This window comes from Streptomyces sp. NPDC056169, from assembly GCF_042268445.1.
GTDB lineage: Bacteria > Actinomycetota > Actinomycetes > Streptomycetales > Streptomycetaceae > Streptomyces.
In genome coordinates this window covers 329,608-348,190 of sequence record NZ_JBHJUO010000005.1, presented here as the reverse complement: position 1 = coordinate 348,190, position 18,583 = coordinate 329,608, and the positions used below count along the sequence as shown (strand labels likewise).

At 70.7% G+C, this 18,583-nt stretch carries 17 protein-coding genes and 1 pseudogene; 9 read left to right on the top strand and 9 right to left on the bottom strand.

What is annotated here, in order from left to right; all coding sequences use genetic code 11:
• Positions 1-5 precede the first annotated feature (5 nt).
• The 4 genes and pseudogenes from ACFC0G_RS10535 to ACFC0G_RS10520 all read left to right on the top strand — a co-directional run.
• Positions 6-1,154, top strand: a pseudogene (locus ACFC0G_RS10535) (extracellular solute-binding protein); the annotation flags it as partial.
• A gap of 326 nt (positions 1,155-1,480) precedes the next feature.
• On the top strand, positions 1,481-2,503 hold the full coding sequence (locus ACFC0G_RS10530) for a carbohydrate ABC transporter permease (RefSeq protein WP_376400312.1): 1,023 nt from the start codon (positions 1,481-1,483) through the stop codon (positions 2,501-2,503).
• A gap of 44 nt (positions 2,504-2,547) precedes the next feature.
• Positions 2,548-3,384: a carbohydrate ABC transporter permease gene (locus ACFC0G_RS10525; RefSeq protein ID WP_376400524.1), complete on the top strand. Its 837-nt coding sequence runs from the start codon at positions 2,548-2,550 to the stop codon at positions 3,382-3,384.
• Between the two features lie 8 nt (positions 3,385-3,392).
• Positions 3,393-4,916 carry a glycoside hydrolase family 3 protein gene (locus ACFC0G_RS10520; RefSeq protein WP_376400309.1) on the top strand — a complete coding sequence of 508 codons (1,524 nt, stop codon included), beginning with the start codon at positions 3,393-3,395 and terminating at the stop codon, positions 4,914-4,916.
• Between the two features lie 119 nt (positions 4,917-5,035).
• Here the strand turns inward: ACFC0G_RS10520 and nagB are convergent, their stop codons facing one another.
• Entirely contained in the window at positions 5,036-5,821 is a 786-nt protein-coding gene (gene nagB / locus ACFC0G_RS10515; RefSeq protein ID WP_376400521.1) for a glucosamine-6-phosphate deaminase, read from the bottom strand.
• Between the two features lie 250 nt (positions 5,822-6,071).
• Positions 6,072-6,824: an SDR family oxidoreductase gene (locus ACFC0G_RS10510; RefSeq protein WP_376400306.1), complete on the bottom strand. Its 753-nt coding sequence runs from the start codon at positions 6,822-6,824 to the stop codon at positions 6,072-6,074.
• Positions 6,825-6,907: 83 nt separating this feature from the next.
• On the opposite strand from ACFC0G_RS10510, the gene ACFC0G_RS10505 reads away from it, so the two are divergent.
• The gene (locus tag ACFC0G_RS10505) at positions 6,908-7,585 is read left to right on the top strand and encodes a TetR/AcrR family transcriptional regulator (RefSeq protein WP_376400303.1); all 678 of its coding nucleotides are present in this window, start codon (positions 6,908-6,910) and stop codon (positions 7,583-7,585) included.
• Positions 7,586-7,878: 293 nt separating this feature from the next.
• Entirely contained in the window at positions 7,879-9,345 is a 1,467-nt protein-coding gene (locus ACFC0G_RS10500) for a sensor histidine kinase (protein ID WP_376400300.1), read from the top strand.
• Between the two features lie 197 nt (positions 9,346-9,542).
• Here the strand turns inward: ACFC0G_RS10500 and ACFC0G_RS10495 are convergent, their stop codons facing one another.
• Both ACFC0G_RS10495 and ACFC0G_RS10490 read right to left on the bottom strand, forming a co-directional pair.
• Positions 9,543-9,800 (bottom strand): WhiB family transcriptional regulator, encoded by a 258-nt coding sequence (locus ACFC0G_RS10495; protein WP_004937597.1) that lies wholly within the window; start codon positions 9,798-9,800, stop codon positions 9,543-9,545.
• Between the two features lie 318 nt (positions 9,801-10,118).
• Complete coding sequence (locus tag ACFC0G_RS10490) at positions 10,119-11,087, bottom strand: diacylglycerol/lipid kinase family protein (protein ID WP_376400297.1); 969 nt, start codon at positions 11,085-11,087, stop codon at positions 10,119-10,121.
• A gap of 177 nt (positions 11,088-11,264) precedes the next feature.
• Between ACFC0G_RS10490 and ACFC0G_RS10485 the strand changes: the two genes are divergently transcribed.
• Positions 11,265-11,690 carry a hypothetical protein gene (locus tag ACFC0G_RS10485; protein ID WP_376400294.1) on the top strand — a complete coding sequence of 142 codons (426 nt, stop codon included), beginning with the start codon at positions 11,265-11,267 and terminating at the stop codon, positions 11,688-11,690.
• 7 nt (positions 11,691-11,697) lie between these two features.
• Here the strand turns inward: ACFC0G_RS10485 and ACFC0G_RS10480 are convergent, their stop codons facing one another.
• The 3 genes from ACFC0G_RS10480 to ACFC0G_RS10470 all read right to left on the bottom strand — a co-directional run bounded on the left by ACFC0G_RS10480 (position 11,698) and on the right by ACFC0G_RS10470 (position 13,687).
• Positions 11,698-12,723, bottom strand: a complete 1,026-nt coding sequence (locus ACFC0G_RS10480; protein ID WP_376400291.1) for an RNA polymerase sigma factor SigF — start codon at positions 12,721-12,723, stop codon at positions 11,698-11,700.
• Positions 12,720-13,133, bottom strand: a complete 414-nt coding sequence (locus ACFC0G_RS10475; RefSeq protein WP_024761155.1) for an anti-sigma regulatory factor — start codon at positions 13,131-13,133, stop codon at positions 12,720-12,722. Before ACFC0G_RS10475 ends, ACFC0G_RS10480 begins: the two co-directional genes overlap by 4 nt.
• A 293-nt stretch (positions 13,134-13,426) precedes the next feature.
• On the bottom strand, positions 13,427-13,687 hold the full coding sequence (locus ACFC0G_RS10470) for a UBP-type zinc finger domain-containing protein (protein ID WP_376400287.1): 261 nt from the start codon (positions 13,685-13,687) through the stop codon (positions 13,427-13,429).
• A gap of 47 nt (positions 13,688-13,734) precedes the next feature.
• On the opposite strand from ACFC0G_RS10470, the gene ACFC0G_RS10465 reads away from it, so the two are divergent.
• Entirely contained in the window at positions 13,735-15,333 is a 1,599-nt protein-coding gene (locus ACFC0G_RS10465) for a Na+/H+ antiporter (RefSeq protein WP_376400284.1), read from the top strand.
• Between the two features lie 15 nt (positions 15,334-15,348).
• Here the strand turns inward: ACFC0G_RS10465 and ACFC0G_RS10460 are convergent, their stop codons facing one another.
• Both ACFC0G_RS10460 and ACFC0G_RS10455 read right to left on the bottom strand, forming a co-directional pair.
• Positions 15,349-16,269: a 1-aminocyclopropane-1-carboxylate deaminase/D-cysteine desulfhydrase gene (locus ACFC0G_RS10460; RefSeq protein ID WP_376400281.1), complete on the bottom strand. Its 921-nt coding sequence runs from the start codon at positions 16,267-16,269 to the stop codon at positions 15,349-15,351.
• A gap of 29 nt (positions 16,270-16,298) precedes the next feature.
• Positions 16,299-16,889, bottom strand: coding sequence for an N-acetylmuramoyl-L-alanine amidase (locus tag ACFC0G_RS10455; RefSeq protein WP_376400278.1), 591 nt, complete (start codon positions 16,887-16,889; stop codon positions 16,299-16,301).
• Positions 16,890-17,143: 254 nt separating this feature from the next.
• Here ACFC0G_RS10455 and ACFC0G_RS10450 point away from each other — a divergent pair, with 254 nt between their 5' ends.
• Positions 17,144-18,556, top strand: a complete 1,413-nt coding sequence (locus tag ACFC0G_RS10450) for a family 2B encapsulin nanocompartment shell protein (protein WP_376400275.1) — start codon at positions 17,144-17,146, stop codon at positions 18,554-18,556.
• The last annotated feature ends 27 nt before the right edge of the window (positions 18,557-18,583 follow it).

Sequence of the window (18,583 nt, the reverse complement as noted above, 5' to 3'; positions counted from 1 at the left end):
GACGAATGTCTTCGCGCGGTGGGCAGGGGTTTGCAGGCATCCCTGAGGAGGGTGGCGTGAAGCGCAAGCTCATCGCGGCGATCGGCGTCGCGGGCATGATGGTCTCTATCGCTGCATGTGGTTCGGACAGCGACACGGGCAAGGACGGCGCGAAGCCGTCCGCCGGTGGCAACAAGAACCTGACCGTCTGGGTCATGGACGGTTCGGCGCCGCAGACGTGGATCGACGGCGTCAACAAGGAGTTCGAGGCCAAGCACCCGGGCGTCAAGGTCAAGGTCGAGACGCAGCAGTGGACCGACATCCAGACCAAGGTCACCACGGCTCTCTCCGAGGACACCCCGCCGGACGTCCTGGAGCTCGGTAACACCCAGACGACGGGTTACGCCGCCTCCGGTGGTCTCGCCGACCTGACGGGCGACAAGGAGACGCTGGGCTACGCCAACTGGAGCGAGGGCATCAAGCCCTCCGCCGAGCTGGAGGGCAAGCTCTTCGCCGCCCCCTGGTGGGCCGCCAACCGTGTCGTGATCTACGACAAGGCCGCGTACAAGAAGGCCGGCGTCACCCCGCCGAAGACCCGCGCCGAGTGGATCGACGGCCTGAAGAAGCTCAAGGCCGCCGACCCCAAGGGTCAGCCGATCTACCTGCCCGGTCAGAGCTGGTACGTCCTCGCCGGTCTCATCTGGGACGAGGGCGGCGACCTGGCCGTCAAGGACGGCGACAAGTGGAAGGGCACCCTCGGCACCCCGCAGGCCGCGGCCGCCATGAACTTCTACAAGGAGCTGCAGTCCTTCTCGACCGGTCCGAAGGACAAGGACGAGGCGACCCCGCAGCAGTCCGTCGACATCGTCCCCAAGGGCGGCGTCGCGTCCTGGATCGGTCTCGGCTGGGAGGCCGGCGGCGCTGTCGCCGAGATCGAGAAGGCCGGCAAGAAGGCCGACTTCGGCTACTTCCCGATCCCGGGCAAGACCGCTGACAAGCCGGGCTCCGTCTTCTTCGGCGGCTCGAACCTCGCCATCGCCGAGCGCTCCCAGAACAAGGACCTCGCGAAGGAGTGGCTGGCCCTCGCCGTCAGCAAGAAGCAGATGGCCGAGTACGGCAAGGCCAACAAGGGCGGGATCATCCCGAACGACCCGGCCGCGCAGTTCCAGCCGGAGGCCGGCTCCTTCGCCGAGGCCATGGTGAAGGCCGCCAGCACCGGCAAGATCACCCCGGTCACCGAGGGCTGGGCCAACGTCGAGACCGCCCCGAACCCGATCAAGGACTACATGACCAAGGTCCTGAAGGGCGAGGACGCGCAGAAGGCCGGCGAGGCCGCCGACAAGGTCATCACCGAGCGCATCAACCAGCAGTAATCCCCAGCCCGGTGGCGTGGCCGGTACCTTTCGGCCACGCCACCGGGTCGGCGCAGTGATCAGCGGCCCGCTCCCCCGGGCCGCGACCCGGTGGGCGCGGGAGCCCCAGAACCGCGAGGAATAAGACCATGACCGTGGACTCCCAGGGGACGGCGAGCGCCGCTTCCCCGGACGCGCCCGGGAGGGCGGCAGGGAAGTCTCAGACTCCGCCACCCCCTTCCGGTACGAAGGAAGTCCTTCAGCCCTCGCGCGGGAGACGCTCCCTGCCCAGCGGGCTGCTGCCGTACCTGCTCGTCACGCCGGCCCTGCTCTCCATGGCCGTGCTGCTGCTCTACCCGCTGTTCCGCAACCTGATCCTCTCCTTCCAGGGGGTCAACAAGCGCGAGATGATCCGGCGCGAGACGCCCTGGGTCGGCTTCGACAACTACACCCAGCTCCTGCAGGACCCCGACTTCTGGACCGTCGTCGTCCGGTCGGTCGTCTTCACCGCGGCCAACGTGGCCCTGATCATGGTGATCGGCACCCTGATCGGCCTGCTGCTCAACCGCCTCGGCAAGAAGATGCGACTCGTGCTCTCCCTGGCGCTGATGTTCGCCTGGGCCATGCCGGTCATCGCCTCGATCACCGTCTTCCGGTGGCTCTTCGACGAGCAGTTCGGCGTCGCCAACTGGGTGATGCGCACACTCGGCTTCTCCGGCTACGAGCAGCACAACTGGTTCGAGACCGGCTTCGACGCCCTCGTCATCATCCTGATCCTGCTGGTCTGGGGCTCCATCCCCTTCGTCGCCCTCAACATGTACGCCGCCCTCACCACCGTGGGGACCGAGCTGTACGAGGCCGCCAAGATGGACGGCGCGAGCGGCTGGCGCACCTTCTGGTCCGTGGTCTTCCCGAACCTGAAGCCGTTCTTCCTGATCACCACGTTCCTGGAGATCATCTGGATCTTCAAGGCGTTCGCCCAGGTCTACGCGATGAACGCCGGCGGCCCCGACCGCGGCTCCGAGACGCTGCCCGTCTACGCCTACATCGAGGGCCTCGGACAGCAGCACTACGGCCTCGCGGCGGCCATCTCGATCCTCACGATCATCATGCTGATCGTGGCCATGTCCTTCTACTTCCGCCTGATCCTGAAGCAGGAGGATGAGCAGTGAGCACCACCACGCAGACCCCCCAGTCGGAGCGGACCCCGCAGAAGCTGCGCACCCGCAAGCCTCTCCGGCCCGCCGCGGTGGCGAAGAACCTCGCGGCGCTCGTCCTCGCGGCGATCTTCGTCTTCCCCGTCTACTGGATGTTCTCGTCCTCGCTGAAGCCGCAGTCGGAGATCCTCACCAAGGACCCCGTCTTCGTCTTCACCCCGACCTTCGAGAACTACACGACGGCGACCGGCGTCGACCTGTTCTGGACGTACGTCACGAACAGCCTCATCGTGACCGTCGGCGCGGTGCTCCTCGCCCTCGTCGTCGCCCTGGCCGCGAGCTTCGCGATCGCCCGGATGAAGTTCAAGGGCCGCAAGGGCATCGTCCTGATCGTGATGATGGCGCAGATGGCCCCCTGGGAGGTCATGATCATCGCGATGTACATGATCGCCCGCGACGGCGACATGCTGAACAGCATCCCGCTGCTCACGATGATCTACTTCGTGATGGTCCTGCCCTTCACCATCTGGACCCTGCGCGGCTTCATCGCCGCCGTCCCGGTCGAGCTGGAGGAGGCCGCCCAGATCGACGGCTGCACCCGCGGCCAGGCGTTCCGCAAGGTGATCTTCCCGCTGCTCGCCCCCGGCCTGATGTCGACCTCGCTCTTCGGCTTCATCACCGCCTGGAACGAGTTCGCGATGGTCCTCGTCCTGAACAAGGACGCGGAGAACCAGACCCTGACGCTCTGGCTGACGCAGTTCCAGACCGCGTTCGGCAACGACTGGGGCGCCACCATGGCCGCCTCCACGCTCTTCGCCCTCCCCGTGCTCATCGTGTTCCTCTTCCTCCAGCGCAAGGCCGTCGGCGGCATGACCGCCGGCGCGGTGAAGGGATAACGGCTCCCATGACCACTCTCGTACACGCCTCGGACACCCTGACCCGAGACGCGCTCACGGTGCTCCAGCCCGGCTTCGTCGGCACCACCGCCCCCGACTGGCTGCGCCGCCACATCGGCGAGGGCCTGTCCTCGGTCGGCCTCTTCGGCCGGAACATCGTCAGCCCCGAGCAGCTCGCCGCGCTCACCGCGCAACTGCGGGCCGAGCGGGACGACGTCCTCGTCGCCATCGACGAGGAGGGCGGGGACGTCACCCGCCTGGAAGTGAAGCAGGGCTCGTCCTTCCCCGGCAGCTACGCGCTGGGCAGCGTCGACGACGTCGAGCTCACCCGGGCCGTGGCCCGCGAGCTCGGCCGCCGGCTCGCCCAGTGCGGCGTCGACCTCAACTGGGCGCCCTCGGCGGACGTCAACTCCAACGCCGAGAACCCGGTCATCGGCGTCCGGTCCTTCGGGCCGGACCCGGACCTGGTCGCCCGGCACACCGTGGCGTACGTCGACGGCCTCCAGGGCGTCGGGGTCGCGGCCTGCACAAAGCACTTCCCGGGACACGGCGACACCAACGTCGACTCGCACGACGCGCTGCCCCGGATCGATGTGGACCTCGCCACACTGCACGCCCGTGAGCTGGTACCTTTCCGCGCCGCCATCGCCGCGGGTACCAAAGCGGTCATGAGCGCGCATATCCTTCTGTCCGCGCTCGACCCGCACCGTCCGGCCACGCTGAGCCCGCAGATCCTCACCGGTCTGCTGCGCCAGGAGCTGGGCTTCGAGGGGCTGATCGTCACCGACGGCATGGAGATGCAGGCCGTCGCGGCGACGTACGGCATCGAACGCGGATCCGTCCTCGCGATCGCCGCGGGCGCCGACGCCATCTGCGTCGGCGGCGGGCTGTGCGACGAGGACACCGTACTGCGGCTGCGCGACGCGCTGGTCGACGCGGTACGGACCGGTGAACTGCCCGAGGAGCGGCTGGCCGACGCCGCGGCGCGCGTGCGCGCCCTGGCGTCCTGGACCCAGTCGCACCGGGCCAGGGGGGCCGAATCGGCGTCGGGCGCGGCAGTGCAGGAGGGGACCGCGCCCGGCGCCGACATCGGACTCGTCGCGGCGCGCCGGGCCCTGAAGGTGACCCGGGGAGAGCGGCCCTACACGCCGGTGAGCAGCGCTCCCTACGTGGCCTCCTTCACCCCGGTCGCGAACTTCGCGGTCGGCGACGAGACGCCCTGGGGCATCGCGGCGGAGCTGGAGCGCCTGCTGCCCGGCACGGAGACCGGCTCGTACGCCGATGCCTCCGTGGACGCGATCCTCGCCGCCGCGGGGGAGCGCCGGATCGTCGCGGTCGTCCGTGACGCCCACCGCCACCCGTGGATGACCGAGGCCCTGGACGGCCTCCTCGCGGCCCGCCCCGACACCGTCGTGGTCGAGATGGGCCTCAACGAGGCGGAGCCCCGCGGGGCCCTGCACATCGCCACGCACGGCGCGGCCCGGGTCTGCGGCCGCGCGGCCGCCGAGGCCGTGGCCGGCACCGGCGCCTGACCACCGCCACCGTCGTCCGCACGCGAAGGGGCCCGGCACCTGAAACCAGGTGCCGGGCCCCTTCGTCGTGTCCGTGTCCCTCGGACACCCTGCTCGGATGCCCTGCTCGGATGCCCTGCTCAGATGCCCTGCCAGGCCGGCTTGGCGGCGAAGGTCTGGCGGAAGTACTCCGCGAGCTTCAGCTTCGAGGCCGCGGCCTCGTCCACGACGACCGTGGCGTGCGGGTGCAGCTGGAGCGCGGAGGCCGGCACGAGCGCCGCCACGGGGCCCTCGACGGTCTGCGCCACGGCCTCGGCCTTGCCCTCGCCGGTGGCGAGCAGCACCAGGTGCCGGGCCTCCAGGATGGTGCCGATGCCCTGGGTGATGACGTGGTGCGGCACCTGCTCGATGTCGTTGTCGAAGAAGCGCGCGTTGTCCACGCGGGTCTGCTCGGTGAGCGTCTTGATCCGGGTGCGCGAAGCGAGCGAGGAGCACGGCTCGTTGAAGCCGATGTGCCCGTCGGTGCCGATGCCCAGGATCTGCAGGTCCACGCCGCCGGCCTCGGCCAGCGCCTTGTCGTACGCCTCGCACGCCGCCTGGACGTCCTCGGCGGAGCCGTCGGGGCCCATGAAGGCCTCGGGGGAGAGCCCGAGCGGCTCGACGACCTGGCGGAGCACGGTGGAGCGGTACGACTCGGGGTGCCCGGACGGCAGCCCGACGTACTCGTCCAGCTGGGCGATCCGGGCCCGGGAGGCGTCCACGGAACCGGCCGCGACCTGGGCGGTCAGGGCGTCGTAGATGGGGATCGGAGTCGAACCCGTGGCCACGCCGAGCAGCGCGTCGGGCTTGCGGCGCAGGAGGCCGGCGATGCCGTCCGCGATGAGCTCGCCGCCTGCCTTGGCGTCCTTGACGATGACAACTTCCACGCTGTGCCTGCCGATCTGGTGGAGGGGCTGGAGGAGGGGCCATGTGGTATAGACCAATCAAAGCCAAATCTAGCAGAGGGGAGGCCGTCTCCTCATGTCGTTCCGCGGTGCGGACGGCACCGCCACCATCGTCGGCCGCCCCCGTCCCCCCAGCCACTCGAACCCCCGCCCACCGCGGCCTCCACGCCCCCCTGCGCCCCTGTGCTTTGCGCCCCCTGCCCCCGCGCGCCCGAAGCCCCCGTGCGTCGGCTCAGGCCAGCGAGCCGCCCGTGGCGTCGATCCAGTGGCCCGTCACCCAGCGCGCGTCCTCGGAGACCAGGAAGGCCACCACGTCCGCTATCTCCGCCGGCGTGCCGACCCCTCCGAGCGCCGACATCGCCGCCGCCCCCGCCCAGGCCTGCTCGTCGCCCCGCAGCCAGCCCGCGTTGATGTCCGTGTCCACGATCCCCGGCGCCACCGCGTTGACCGTGATCCGCCGCGGCCCGAGGACCTTCGACAGATAGCGGGTGAAGACGTCCAGCGCGCCCTTCGACATCGCGTACGCGATCGTCTCCGGCATGAGGGCCGCCTTGCTCAGGCCCGTCGAGACGTTGACGATCCGGCCGCCGTCCCGCAGTCGCTCCGCACCCAGCTGCGCCAGGAAGAACGGCGCCTTCGTGTTGACCGCGAAGATCCGGTCGTACTCCTCCTCTGCGATCGTCCCGAAGGGCCGGCTCGCCCCGATCCCGGCGTTGTTCACGAGGATGTCCAGGCCGTCCGCGCGCTCGTCGAAGGCCGCCCAGAGTGCCGCCGCGTCTCCCGGCGTCCCGAGCTCCCGCCCGATCGCGAAGGCCTCGCCGCCCGCCGCCTCGATCGCCGTGACGGTCTCCTTCGCCGCCGTCTCGTTGCTCCCGTAGTGCACGGCGACCCGCGCGCCCTCGCGGCCGAGCCGCTCGGCGATCCCCCGGCCGATGCCCCGGCTGCCGCCCGTGACCAGTGCCGTCTTGCCTGCGAGCACGCCCATGGCGACGCCCCCCTGTTTGTGTAGTGGTCGTTACGAAAAGACCGTACCCCAGCTTTCGTAACGCGCGCTATAGAATTCACTCCATGGTGACGAGACAGCGCGGCCGCCCCCGCTCCTTCGACCGGCTCACGGCCCTGGAGCAGGCCACGATGGCCTTCTGGGAGCACGGCTACGAGACGACCTCCGTCGCCGACCTCACCCGCGCCATGGGCATCAGCGCGCCCAGCCTCTACGCGGCGTTCGGCGACAAGCGGACGCTCTTCGAGGAGGTCGTGGAGGCGTACGCGGGGTCGTACGGGGCGTACGGCGGCCGTGCCTTCGCCGAGGAGCCGACGGCCCGCGGTGCCATCGGGCGCGTCCTGCGGGAGGCGGCGGAGCTCTTCACGGAGTCGGGCCATCCGCGCGGCTGTCTGATGATCTCCGCCGCGATCAACTGCTCGACCCCCGAGGTGGAGGAGGCCCTCCGCGCACGCCGGGAGGCCAATCTGACCTCCTTCGAGGCCCGGATCCGCCGGGGCGTCGAGGCGGGGGAGCTGTCGTCGGGCACCGACGCCCGCGCGCTCGCCCGCTTCAGCGGCGCCGTACTCCAGGGCATGTCCCAGCAGGCCCGCGACGGGGCGACGCGGGAGGATCTCGCGGCGGTGGCGGAGTGGGCGATGAGCTCCTGGCCCGTGGAAACGGTCCCGGCCGCGACGTCGCCATCGGCGCCGGCAACGGCCCGGGAGACGGCCCCGGAAACACCCGCGGGCCGCGGCGCCTGACGGGACCCTCAACCCGTCCGGCACCGCAGCCCGGAGTTGCTCGGCCGGGGGTGTGCGGTCCCTCGGCCGTGTGGGAGGTCTCGACGCAGTCAGGGCAGAGAGCGTCGGGTACCTCGTTCCATCCTCCTGTGCGGGGAGGATGGAGGCTTGTAGCGTTCATTGTGGACTAGACCATTCTTGTCTGTCCATCCACAGGAGCGCGGTCCTTCCCGGCCCATCCTCCAACACGGACGCCCGGAGATCCAGGTTCACCGCCCCTGCAATTCCGCAGGTACCCTCGCACCGTGCCCTCCATGAACGACCTCGTGCGCCAGCACACAGCCCTGAGCGACTCCGACCTCGAGTGGCTCCACCTGCTGGTGTCGGAGTGGCAGCTGCTCTCCGACCTCTCCTTCGCCGACCTCGTCCTGTGGGTTCCCACCCTCGACGGCACGCGATACGTCTCCGTCGCCCAGATGCGGCCCAACACCGGCCCCACGTCCTACCAGGACGACATGGTCGGCCACCTGGTGCCGCGCGGCCGCCGCCCCCTGCTCGACGCCGCCCTCGACGAGGGCCGGATCGTCCGCGAGGGCGACCCCGAGTGGCGCGAGGAGGTCCCCGTACGGGTCGAGTCCATCCCCGTACGCCGCGAGGGCCGGGTCCTCGGCGTCATCGCCCGCAACACCAACCTGCTCACCGTCCGCACCCCCTCCCGGCTTGAGCTCACCTACCTCCAGTCCGCCTCCGACCTCGCCCAGATGATCGCGGCCGGAACGTTTCCCTTCCCCGGCGAGCAGGTCGACATGGACTCCTCGCCGCGCGCCGGCGACGGCCTCGTCCGCCTGGACGCGGAAGGCGTCGTCCAGTACGCCTCGCCCAACGCCCTCTCCGCCTACCACCGGCTCGGACTCGCCGCCGACCTCGTCGGCCAGCACCTCGGCCAGATCACCGCGGAGTTCGCCCCCTCCCGAGGTCCGGTCGACGAAGCCCTGGTCAAGGTGGCCTCCGGCTACGCGCCGCGCGAGTTCGAGGTCGAGGGCAACGGCGGAGTGATCCAGCTGCGGGCGATCCCGCTCAGCCCCAAGGGCACCCGGATCGGTTCGCTCGTCCTCCTCCGCGACGTCACCGAACTGCGACGCCGCGAGCGCGAGTTGATCACCAAGGACGCCACCATCCGGGAGATCCACCACCGGGTGAAGAACAACCTCCAGACGGTGGCCGCCCTGTTGCGCCTCCAGGCCCGCCGGATGGACTCCGACCGCGGCCGTGAGGCGCTCAACGAGGCCGTGCGGCGCGTCGGTTCGATCGCCATCGTCCACGAGACGCTGTCTCAGAACCTGGACGAGCGCGTCGAGTTCGACGAGATCGCCGACCGGGTGATCGCGATGGTCGCCGAGATCTCCCCGGGCAAGGTCACCTGCCGCCGCAACGGCCGCTTCGGCATTCTCGACGCCGAGGTCGCGACCCCGCTCTCCATGGTCCTCACGGAGATCCTCCAGAACGCCCTGGAACACGCCTTCGCCCAGGGCGAGCAGGGCACCGTCGAGGTCACCGCCGTCCGCGGCGAGCCCCGCGTCGACGCCCGGCTCCTGATCACGGTCCAGGACGACGGCCGCGGTCTGCCCGAGGGCTTCGACCCGCAGCGGGCCGGCAACCTCGGCCTCCAGATCGTACGGACGCTGGTGGAGGGGGAGTTGGGCGGAACCTTCGACATGGTCCCCGGCGCCGAGCGCGGCACGAAGGTGATCCTCGACATCCCCGTACTGCCGCAGAAGTAACCGCGGTGACCGCTGTGATTGCTGTAACCGCCGTGATCACTGTGACCACTTGAGGCGGGCGGCACAGCAGCGAGCCCCGGACCGAGGAGATCGGTCCGGGGCTCGAATGCTGTGGGTTACTGCTGCGCGCTGCGACTCGAGGGCGGTGATTGCATACGCGATGTATGCGCCGCTGGCCTCAGGCTTTCGGCGGGGTGTCAGGCGGTAGCGTTACGCGCCCGGTTGCGAGCGGCACGGCGCTTCATTGCGCGGCGCTCGTCCTCGCTGAGGCCACCCCAGACGCCGGAGTCCTGGCCGGACTCGAGCGCCCACTGCAGGCACTGCTCCATGACGGGGCAGCGGCGGCAGACGGCCTTGGCTTCCTCGATCTGCAGCAGCGCAGGACCGGTGTTGCCGATGGGGAAGAACAGCTCGGGGTCTTCCTCACGACAAACGGCGTTGTGACGCCAGTCCATGGCTGCTACCTCTCTAGGGTGTTACAAGCTGGTTGCTTGTGAATGTGAACGCTTTCACGAATCCCCCCGTAAGTGAAGGGCCGACTGCCAGATGAACTGGTGTGGTCCAGGTACTGAGGAGGGGTTCTGGCTCTCAGTGGAGGCCGGTGTTGCGGGCCGTCCCGATCGCCAAGAAGAGACTCGCAAACCTCGACACCGGATACAACCCCTTCCGGAAAGTTTTTTTTGATTCCTCGGTGTCGACTAGGTCACAGCCGTACTTCTAAGGGGTGGATGCCAGCCTAAACGTTCGAGTGAAAGGACTTTGGGCCCTTCCACTCACACAATCACACGCAGTGCACGGCGTACGCCTGTGAACGTCACGCTCGTACGCAGTCCCAGGTGGTCTCCGTCCATCTGAAGGGGGAGGGGGACCTTGGAATGCAAGGTGAAGTCGGTCAGGTCGTGCAGAGTCACGGCATGCTTGCCGCGGGGCCCTCGCTCCGGCGTGGAAGTGAGCAGCTGAGTGGCGTAGCGGGCCACCGCCGGAGTGGAAAGACGGCTCAGTCCGAGCACGTCGAGAGCGGTTTCGAAGGACGCCTCCGGGGACGCGTACACCGGACGATTGCCCAGGTAGGTCCAGGGGGAGGTGTTGCAGATTATGGAAAGGACGAGGTCCTCGACCGGCTCCGCGCCGGGGCGCTCCAGGGTGATCGTGCCGTGCCGCCGGTGCGGCTCCTCCAGGAACTGGCGGAACACCTGGCGCAGATAGAGGGCGTGCGTGGATCTCTTTCCGCGCTCCCTCTGCTGTTCGACCCGGCCGATGACGCTCGCGTCGAATCCGAGGCCGGCGCAGAAGGTGAACCAGCGCGACGGCACCGCTTCGTCCTCGGTGCCCGGGGTCCCCGCCGCAAGCCCGAGGCTCACTGTGCGTGCCCGTCGCTCACGCAACGCGTCGAGCAGGGCGCCGGTCGCCTCCACCGCGTCGTTCGGCAGTCCGAGCGCGCGGGCGAAGACATTGGTCGAACCGCCGGGGACGACCGCGAGACCCGGAAGCCGGTCCGGATCGGGCCCGCCGTGCAGCAGTCCGTTGACGACCTCGTTGACCGTGCCGTCGCCGCCGAGGGCCACGACCAGATCGATGTTGCCCTCGTCGGCGGCGCGCCGCCCCAGGTCGCGCGCGTGCCCGCGGTACTCGGTGGTGACCGCCTCCAGCTTCATCTCGCTCGCCAGGGCGTGGATGAGCACGTCACGGGTGCGGGCACTGGTGGTGGTGGCTGCCGGATTGACCACGAGAAGTGCGCGCATGACCGCCAGCGTACCTACCCGGCGGTACCTGTCCCAGCCCAGGACCACCCGTCGGACACTCCGCGGGGCTCGGGGCAGTGCTCCCGGCGGTGCCGCCCGGTGGGGTCTTCCCGGCGGTGCCGCCGGGTCCACCCCGGCCTGCCCGGCCCGGCGGGCGCCCCGGATACCCTGCCCTTCATGAGCAGCAGCAGTACGGAGCAGACCTCCCGCCCCACCCGTCTCGCCGCCGCGGCGGCCGTGGCCGGAATCGAGGCCCTCGGGCTCCTCGCCGGCGGCGTGTACATGCTGGTGAAAGCCCTCTCGGACGGGACCGGCGACCTCACCGGCGCCCTGACCGGCGCGGTGACGCTCGTCGCACTCGGCCTGATCCCGCTCGCCGCCGCCCGCGGCCTGTGGCTGTGCCGCTCCTGGAGCCGGGGCCCGGCCGTCATCACCCAGATCCTGGCCCTGCCGGTGGCCTGGCAGATGCTCCAGGCGAACAGCGCGATGATCCCGGCCGGTGTCGTCCTCGGCGCCTTCGCGGTGACCGGGCTCGTCCTCCTGGTGAACCCGGCCACGACCGAGGCGCTCGGCATCCGGCGCCCCGGCCAGGACACTCCGTAACGAGTCCCTACTCCTCCACGAGAAGTTTCTCCCGCAGCGACGCCAGGGTCCGAGCCAGCAGCCGAGAAACGTGCATCTGCGAGATGCCGACCTCCTGCGCGATCTGCGACTGGGTCATGTTCCCGAAGAAACGCAGCAGCAGGATTCGCTTCTCCCGGGGCGGCAGGTCCTCCAGGAGCGGCTTGAGCGACTCGCGGTACTCGACCCCCTCCAGGGCCTCGTCCTCCGCGCCCAGCGTGTCCGCCACGGCCGGCGACTCGTCGTCCGTGTCGGGGACGTCCAGGGAGAGCGTCGAGTAGGCGTTCGCCGACTCGAGACCCTCCAGGACCTCCTCCTCCGAGATCCCGAGCCGCTCGGCCAGCTCGTGCACCGTCGGGGAGCGGCCGTGCTGCTGGGAGAGCTCGGCCGTCGCCGTGGTCAGCGAGAGCCGCAGCTCCTGGAGGCGGCGCGGCACGCGGACCGCCCACCCCTTGTCACGGAAGTGGCGCTTGATCTCGCCGACGACCGTCGGGGTCGCGTACGTCGAGAACTCGACCCCGCGCTCCGGGTCGAACCGGTCCACCGACTTGATCAGGCCGATCGTCGCCACCTGCGTCAGGTCGTCCAGCGGCTCGCCGCGGTTGCGGAAGCGCCGGGCCAGGTGCTCCACGAGTGGCAGGTGCATCCGGACCAGCCGGTTGCGCAGCTCCGCCTTCTCCGGGGAACCCTCCGGCAGCTCGCGCAGCTCGACGAAGAGGGCGCGGGCGCCGCTCCGGTCGGTCGGGCCGGGAACGGAGGGTGGCTCCGGGACCTCGTCCGCCTCGTCCGCCTTGGCCTCTTCGGCGCTCGGCAGGCCCGAAGAAGCCCCAGTGGCCTCGGAGACCTCGGCGACCTCGGAGGTCCCGGAGGTCGGCGAGACCTCCGGGAGGCCGGGTGTCTCGGGAACCTGGTGGTGCTGCTCGTGCTCGCTCATCTGGTCCGCCTGCTCCGTAGCGACCTCATGCGGCCGCGCCTGCTGCTCAGGGATGCCGGCCGTCGCGTCCCCGCTCCTCACGCCGGGCCTGGCCCCGCGCCGCGCTGTTTGTACAGGCTGATCGAGACCGTACGGTCATCGGCCACCGACGACTCCACCTTCCCGGCCAGTGCCGACAGCACCGTCCAGGCGAAGGTGTCCCGCTCCGGCGCCCGGCCGTCGGTCGTCGGGGCGGAGACCGTCACGTCCAGCGAGTCGTCGACCAGCCGGAAGACGCAGCTGAGGACGGACCCCGGCACGGCCTGCTGGAGCAGGATCGCGCAGGCCTCGTCGACGGCGATCCGCAAGTCCTCGATCTCGTCGAGGGTGAAGTCCAAGCGCGCCGCGAGGCCGGCCGTGGCCGTACGCAGCACGGACAGATAGGCACCCGCAGCGGGCAGCCGGACTTCCACGAAGTCCTGGGTCCCGGGCTCGCCTGTGATCTGGGACACCCTCACCTCCAAGGTGGCACAAGCTCATTCGGGGTCCGGGGGGAGAGGCCCCGGACCGGGCGGTGCGCAGGGGGCTGCGCAGTCCGCCGTGACGCTATCGCGATCCGTCCCGCCGTGTCGCCGTGAGCCCCCCGGGCCCCCGACCACGCTCGTCACCCATGGTAGGCCCATGGATGCGGACGGTGGGTAGAGGCCTGCGGAGGGCGAAAACGAGCGACGGGCGGAGGGATGACGTACCCAACGGGGAAGCCGTCGAACCGTCGGAAGGACCGCCGTACCGGGCGGCCCGGCCGTCAGACGATCGAACTGTCCACGAAGCACCACCGCCAGGCCTCGCCCGGCTCGAAGGTCCGCATCACCGGGTGCCCGGTGGAGGAGAAGTGCCCCGTCGCGTGCCGCCCCGCCGACGAGTCGCAGCAGCCGACGTGTCCACAGGTCAGACAGAGCCGCAGCTGGACCGGGTGCGTCCCGTCGGCCAGGCACTCCGGACAGGTGTCGGCCAGCGCCGCCGGTTCGGGGCGCGGCATTTCGGCAACGTGCGGGCACTCGCTCATGATGGCCAGGTTACTTTGCGACACCGGACAGGGACGGGCACACGGTCATGGACGCACTGCAGTTGGTGGCACTGGTCGCGGCGAGCGCCGCGATCGCGGGGTTCGCGCGCAGGACCCCGGTGCCGGCCCCGCTGCTCCTGGTCGCCGCCGGCCTCGCCGCCTCGTACGTACCCGGAGTGCCGGACTACACGCTCGACCCGCACATCGTGCTGCCGCTGATCCTGCCCCCGCTCCTCTACACGGCGGCCGTCGAATCGTCCTACCTCGACCTGCGGGCCAACATCCGGCCCGTCGCCCTGCTCTCCGTCGGCTACGTCCTCTTCGCCACCGTGGCCGTGGGCTGGCTCGCGTACGTCCTCGTCCCCGACCTGCCGCTCACCGCCGCGCTCGTGCTCGGCGCGGTGGTCGCCCCTCCGGACGCGGTCGCCGCCACCGCCATCGCCCGCAAGCTCGGCCTGCCCGGCCGGATCACCACGATCCTCCAGGGCGAGTCCCTGGTGAACGACGCCACCGCCATCACCGCCTACAAGGTCGCCCTCGCGGCGGCGGTCGGCGAGGGCATCAGCTGGGCCGGCGGCATCGGGGAGTTCGCCCTCGCGGCCCTCGGCGGGATCGGCGTCGGCCTGGTCCTCATGGTCCCCATCCACTGGCTCCGGCGCGGCCTCGGCGACTCCCTCCTCCAGAACACCCTCTCCCTCCTCATCCCCTTCGTCGCCTACGCGGCGGCGGAGGAGGTCGGCGCCTCCGGCGTCCTCGCCGTCGTCGTGGTCGGCCTCTTCCTCGGCCACCGCGCCTGGCAGGTCGACTTCGCGACCCGGCTCCAGGAGGAGGCCGTCTGGAAGATGGTCGCGTTCATCCTGGAGTCCGCCGTCTTCGCCCTGATCGGACTCCAGCTGCCGTACGTCGTCCAGGGCCTCGGCCAGTACGGCATGGCGGAGGCCGTCTGGTACGCGGTCGGGGTCTTCGTGGCCGTGGTCGTCGTGCGGTTCGTCTGGGTCTACCCCGCGACGTTCCTGCCCCGCTGGCTCTCCGTCCGCGTGCGCGAGCGCGAGCCGGAAGTGGACTGGAGAGCCCCGCTCGTCGTCGGCTGGGCCGGCATGCGCGGGGTGGTCTCCCTCGCGATCGCCTTCTCCATCCCCGTCGTCACGGACGGGGTGGAGTTCCCGGCCCGCAACCTCGTCCTCTTCCTCACCTTCACCACCGTCATCGGCACGCTGGTGGTGCAGGGCCTCACCCTGCCCCCGCTCATCCGGCTCCTGAAGCTCCCCGGACGCGACCGGTACGCCGAGACCCTCGCCGAGGCACAGGCCCAGAGCGAGGCCTCCCGGGCCGCGGAGGAACGCCTCGACGCCCTCCTCGCCGACGAGCGCAACGCCCTCCCGAAGCCCCTCGCCGACCGGCTGCGCACGGTCCTGGAACGCCGCCGGAACGCGGTGTGGGAGCGGCTCGGGGCGGTCAACGAGGCCACCGGGGAGACCGTCGACGACACCTACCGGCGGCTCTCCCGCGAGATGATCGACGCCGAGCGCGAGGTCTTCGTGCAACTGCGCGACGCGCGCCGCATCGACGACGAGATGATGCGGACGCTGCTCCGCCGCCTCGACCTGGAGGAGGCCGCCGCGTACCGCGAGGAGACGGCGGACTAGGGCCTGTCCGGCGGATCACGGCAGTCGTGACGCTTCCGGGAGCGGATCGGGGGCGCCCGTCACCACCGCCGCGAGCCGGGTACCCGCCGGGAACGCGCCCTCCTCCGCGAGGGTGACGAGTCCGTGGAGCATTTTGGCGACATACAGTCGCTCGATGGCGAGTCCGTGCCGCGCCTCGAAGTCCTGTGCGAACGCCTCAAGTGCCGGGCTCGTACGGGCGTAACCGCCGCAGTGGAAACGCTCGTCGAGGGCCCAGTCGCCGCGCGGGCCGCCGAACGCCGCCTCCTGGAGGGCGCGGACCTCCGCGCCCAGGAAGCCGCCCTTGAGGACGGGGACCCCCAGCGCCCGCTGCCCGGGGGAGAGGCCGGCCGCGAGGCCCGCCAGGGTGCCGCCCGTGCCGCAGGCGACGGCGACCACGTCCGCCGCCCCGGCGAGCTCCCGGCCCAGCTCCACGCACCCGTGCACGGCGAGCGCGTTGCTGCCGCCCTCCGGGACCACGTACGTCCCGGCGGGGGCCCGTTCCAGGAGCGCGGCGAGCGTGGCGGGGTCGTTCTTCGCGCGGTACGTGGCACGGTCCGTGAACTCCAGCCGCATCCCGTCCGCCGCGCACCGCGCGAGGGACGGGTTCAGCGGGCGCCCGGCCAGCTCGTCGCCGCGGACGACGCCGATCGTGGGGAAGCCGAGGAGCCGGCCCGCGGCGGCCGTGGCGCGCAGGTGGTTCGAGTACGCGCCGCCGAAGGTGAGCACCGGCCGGCCGTCCGCCGCGCGCAGGTTGAGCACGAGCTTGCGCCACTTGTTGCCCGGCAGGTCGGGGTGGATGAGGTCGTCGCGCTTGAGCAGCAGCGTGAGACCGCGCCGGGCGAAGCGCTCGTCCTCCACCGGCTCCAGGGGCGAGGGGAGCCGGGGCCGCAGACGGGAGAGATCGAACGCGTTCACCCGGCCATTGTCCGTCCCGCTCCGCGCGGTCAGCGCAGGCGGTCGGCGATCCGCTCCCGCATCGAGGCCATCGTGAAGCCGCGCGGGTCCACCTTCCCCGGCTGCCACTCCCGGTGCCCGATGACCGAGCGCTGGGTCCAGCCGTGCACCCGGCACACGGCGGCCGCCGCCTTCGCGATGGCCTCCAGCTGGACCTTCGGCCACGGGTCCTCGCCGTCGCCGAGGTTCTCGCACTCGAACCCGTAGAAGTGCCGGTTGCCGTCCGTCGTGGCCTCGTCGTCCGGCGGCAGGCCCTGCTCGGCGACGACCGCCCTGAGCACCTCGTCGTCGCCGAGCCCCGCGTGGTTGGCCCGGCCGTAGCCGACGAGGTGGACCGTGCCGTCCTTGGCGATCACGCCGTGACAGAGCGGCCCCGGCAGCCCCTCGTAACCGTCCCTGCAGATCCGGACGGTGTTCGCGGTGCCGCGGGTCACGGTGTGGTGGATCATCACGCCGTGCACCGGGCCCCAGGGGCCCTTGTGGTTGCGGTTGTGGGTGGACCAGTCGCCGACCTGGACGACCGCGAGGCCCTCGTCGCGCAGCGCGTCGAGGAACCTGCTCGCGGACATGGGTGAGGCCATGACCGACTCCCTTCGGGGGAACGGGGTGAGCTTCCGGAGTACCGGAGTCCGCCACTCCGCGGCCATCCGTTCGGGCGGTGTGCGAGCCGATCCGGACACGACCCGTGGGGCCCGCGGTGCGCCGCTGTTCGGGTGGGAAATCACGTGACATGCCCCGAAGTTCGTCGAACAGTCCCACCCGAATGTGTAATGGCGCCGACACGTTCCGTGCTGAAAGGCTTCTCTCGCTACTCACGTATACGAGAGGGAGTTCCATGTCCGTTGGTTCGGTTGGCGACGAGGTCCGTACGGACCAGGCACCGCAGCAGAGTCTCGGTACCGCCGCCGCGCGGAACCTCGCCACGACCACCAAGTCCGCGCCCCAGATGCAGGAGATCACCTCCCGGTGGCTCCTGCGGATGATGCCGTGGGTGCAGGTGCAGGGCGGTACGTACCGGGTGAACCGCAGGCTCAGCTACTCCGTGGGCGACGGTCGCGTCACCTTCGTCCAGACGGGGCAGCGTGTCGCGGTCATCCCCGCCGAGCTGGGAGAGCTTCCCGCCCTGCGCGGATACGAGGACGAGGACGCCCTGACCGAGCTCGCGTCCCGCTGCTCGCAGCGGGAGTACGCGGCGGGCGAGATCATCGCGACCACCGGCGCCGCCACCGACCGCGTGTACCTCCTCGCGCACGGCCGGATCGAGCAGATCGGCGAGGGACCCTACGGGGACGAGGCCGTCCTCGGCGTCCTCGCCGACGGCGCCTACCTCGGCGAGTCCGCGCTGACCAGCGGCGACGCCGTCTGGGGCTGGACCGCCCGCGCCGCCACCGCCTGTACGGTCCTGGAGCTCACCCGCGACGACGTGCGGAACCTCGCGGACCGCGTCGGCTCGCTCGCCGCCCACCTGGAGGCCGCGTCCGCCCTGCCCGAGCAGCGCACCAACCACTACGGCGAGGCCGCCATCGACCTCTCCGCCGGCCACGTCGGCGAGGCGGTCGTCCCGCACACGTACGTCGACTACGACGCCTCGCCCCGCGAGTACGAACTGAGCGTCGCCCAGACCGTGCTGAAGGTGCACAGCCGCGTCGCCGACCTCTACAACCAGCCGATGAACCAGACCGAGCAGCAGTTGCGGCTGACGGTCGAGGCGCTCCGCGAGCGCCAGGAGCACGAGCTCATCAACAACAAGGAGTTCGGCCTCCTCTCCAACTGCGACTACGGGCAGCGGATCCAGCCCCACGACGGCGCCCCCAGCCCCGACGACATGGACGAGCTGCTCTCCCGCCGCCGGGGCTCGAAGCTCTTCCTCGCCCACCCGCGCGCCATCGCCGCCTTCGGCCGCGAGCTCAACAAGCGCGGCCTCGTGCCCGAGACGATCGACGTCAACGGCAACCGCATCCCGACCTGGCGCGGCGTGCCGATCTACCCGTGCAACAAGATCCCGGTCTCCGACGCCCGGACCACCTCGATCATCTGCATGCGTACGGGCGAGGCCGACCAGGGCGTGATCGGTCTGCACCAGACCGGCCTCCCCGACGAGATCGAGCCCAGCCTCTCGGTCCGTTTCATGGGCATCGACGAGCAGGCGATCATCTCCTACCTCGTCACCGCCTACTACTCGGCGGCCATCCTCGTCCCGGACGCACTCGGCATCCTGGAGAACGTCGAGGTCAGCCGCTGGCGCTGAGCCGGTGACGCCCGGGGGCGGGTCCGA

What these genes read in the sequence shown, in the direction of transcription:
- ACFC0G_RS10485 (WP_376400294.1), top strand. Translation starts at nt 11,265, where the DNA reads ATGAGCAGCAGCAGTACGGAGCAGACCTCCCGCCCCACCCGTCTCGCC.
- ACFC0G_RS10500 (WP_376400300.1), top strand. Translation starts at nt 7,879, where the DNA reads ATGAACGACCTCGTGCGCCAGCACACAGCCCTGAGCGACTCCGACCTC.
- ACFC0G_RS10495 (WP_004937597.1), bottom strand. Translation starts at nt 9,800, where the DNA reads ATGGACTGGCGTCACAACGCCGTTTGTCGTGAGGAAGACCCCGAGCTG.
- ACFC0G_RS10530 (WP_376400312.1), top strand. Translation starts at nt 1,481, where the DNA reads ATGACCGTGGACTCCCAGGGGACGGCGAGCGCCGCTTCCCCGGACGCG.
- ACFC0G_RS10470 (WP_376400287.1), bottom strand. Translation starts at nt 13,687, where the DNA reads ATGAGCGAGTGCCCGCACGTTGCCGAAATGCCGCGCCCCGAACCGGCG.
- ACFC0G_RS10465 (WP_376400284.1), top strand. Translation starts at nt 13,735, where the DNA reads ATGGACGCACTGCAGTTGGTGGCACTGGTCGCGGCGAGCGCCGCGATC.
- ACFC0G_RS10455 (WP_376400278.1), bottom strand. Translation starts at nt 16,889, where the DNA reads ATGGCCTCACCCATGTCCGCGAGCAGGTTCCTCGACGCGCTGCGCGAC.
- ACFC0G_RS10520 (WP_376400309.1), top strand. Translation starts at nt 3,393, where the DNA reads ATGACCACTCTCGTACACGCCTCGGACACCCTGACCCGAGACGCGCTC.
- ACFC0G_RS10510 (WP_376400306.1), bottom strand. Translation starts at nt 6,824, where the DNA reads ATGGGCGTGCTCGCAGGCAAGACGGCACTGGTCACGGGCGGCAGCCGG.
- ACFC0G_RS10490 (WP_376400297.1), bottom strand. Translation starts at nt 11,087, where the DNA reads ATGCGCGCACTTCTCGTGGTCAATCCGGCAGCCACCACCACCAGTGCC.
- ACFC0G_RS10505 (WP_376400303.1), top strand. Translation starts at nt 6,908, where the DNA reads ATGGTGACGAGACAGCGCGGCCGCCCCCGCTCCTTCGACCGGCTCACG.
- ACFC0G_RS10450 (WP_376400275.1), top strand. Translation starts at nt 17,144, where the DNA reads ATGTCCGTTGGTTCGGTTGGCGACGAGGTCCGTACGGACCAGGCACCG.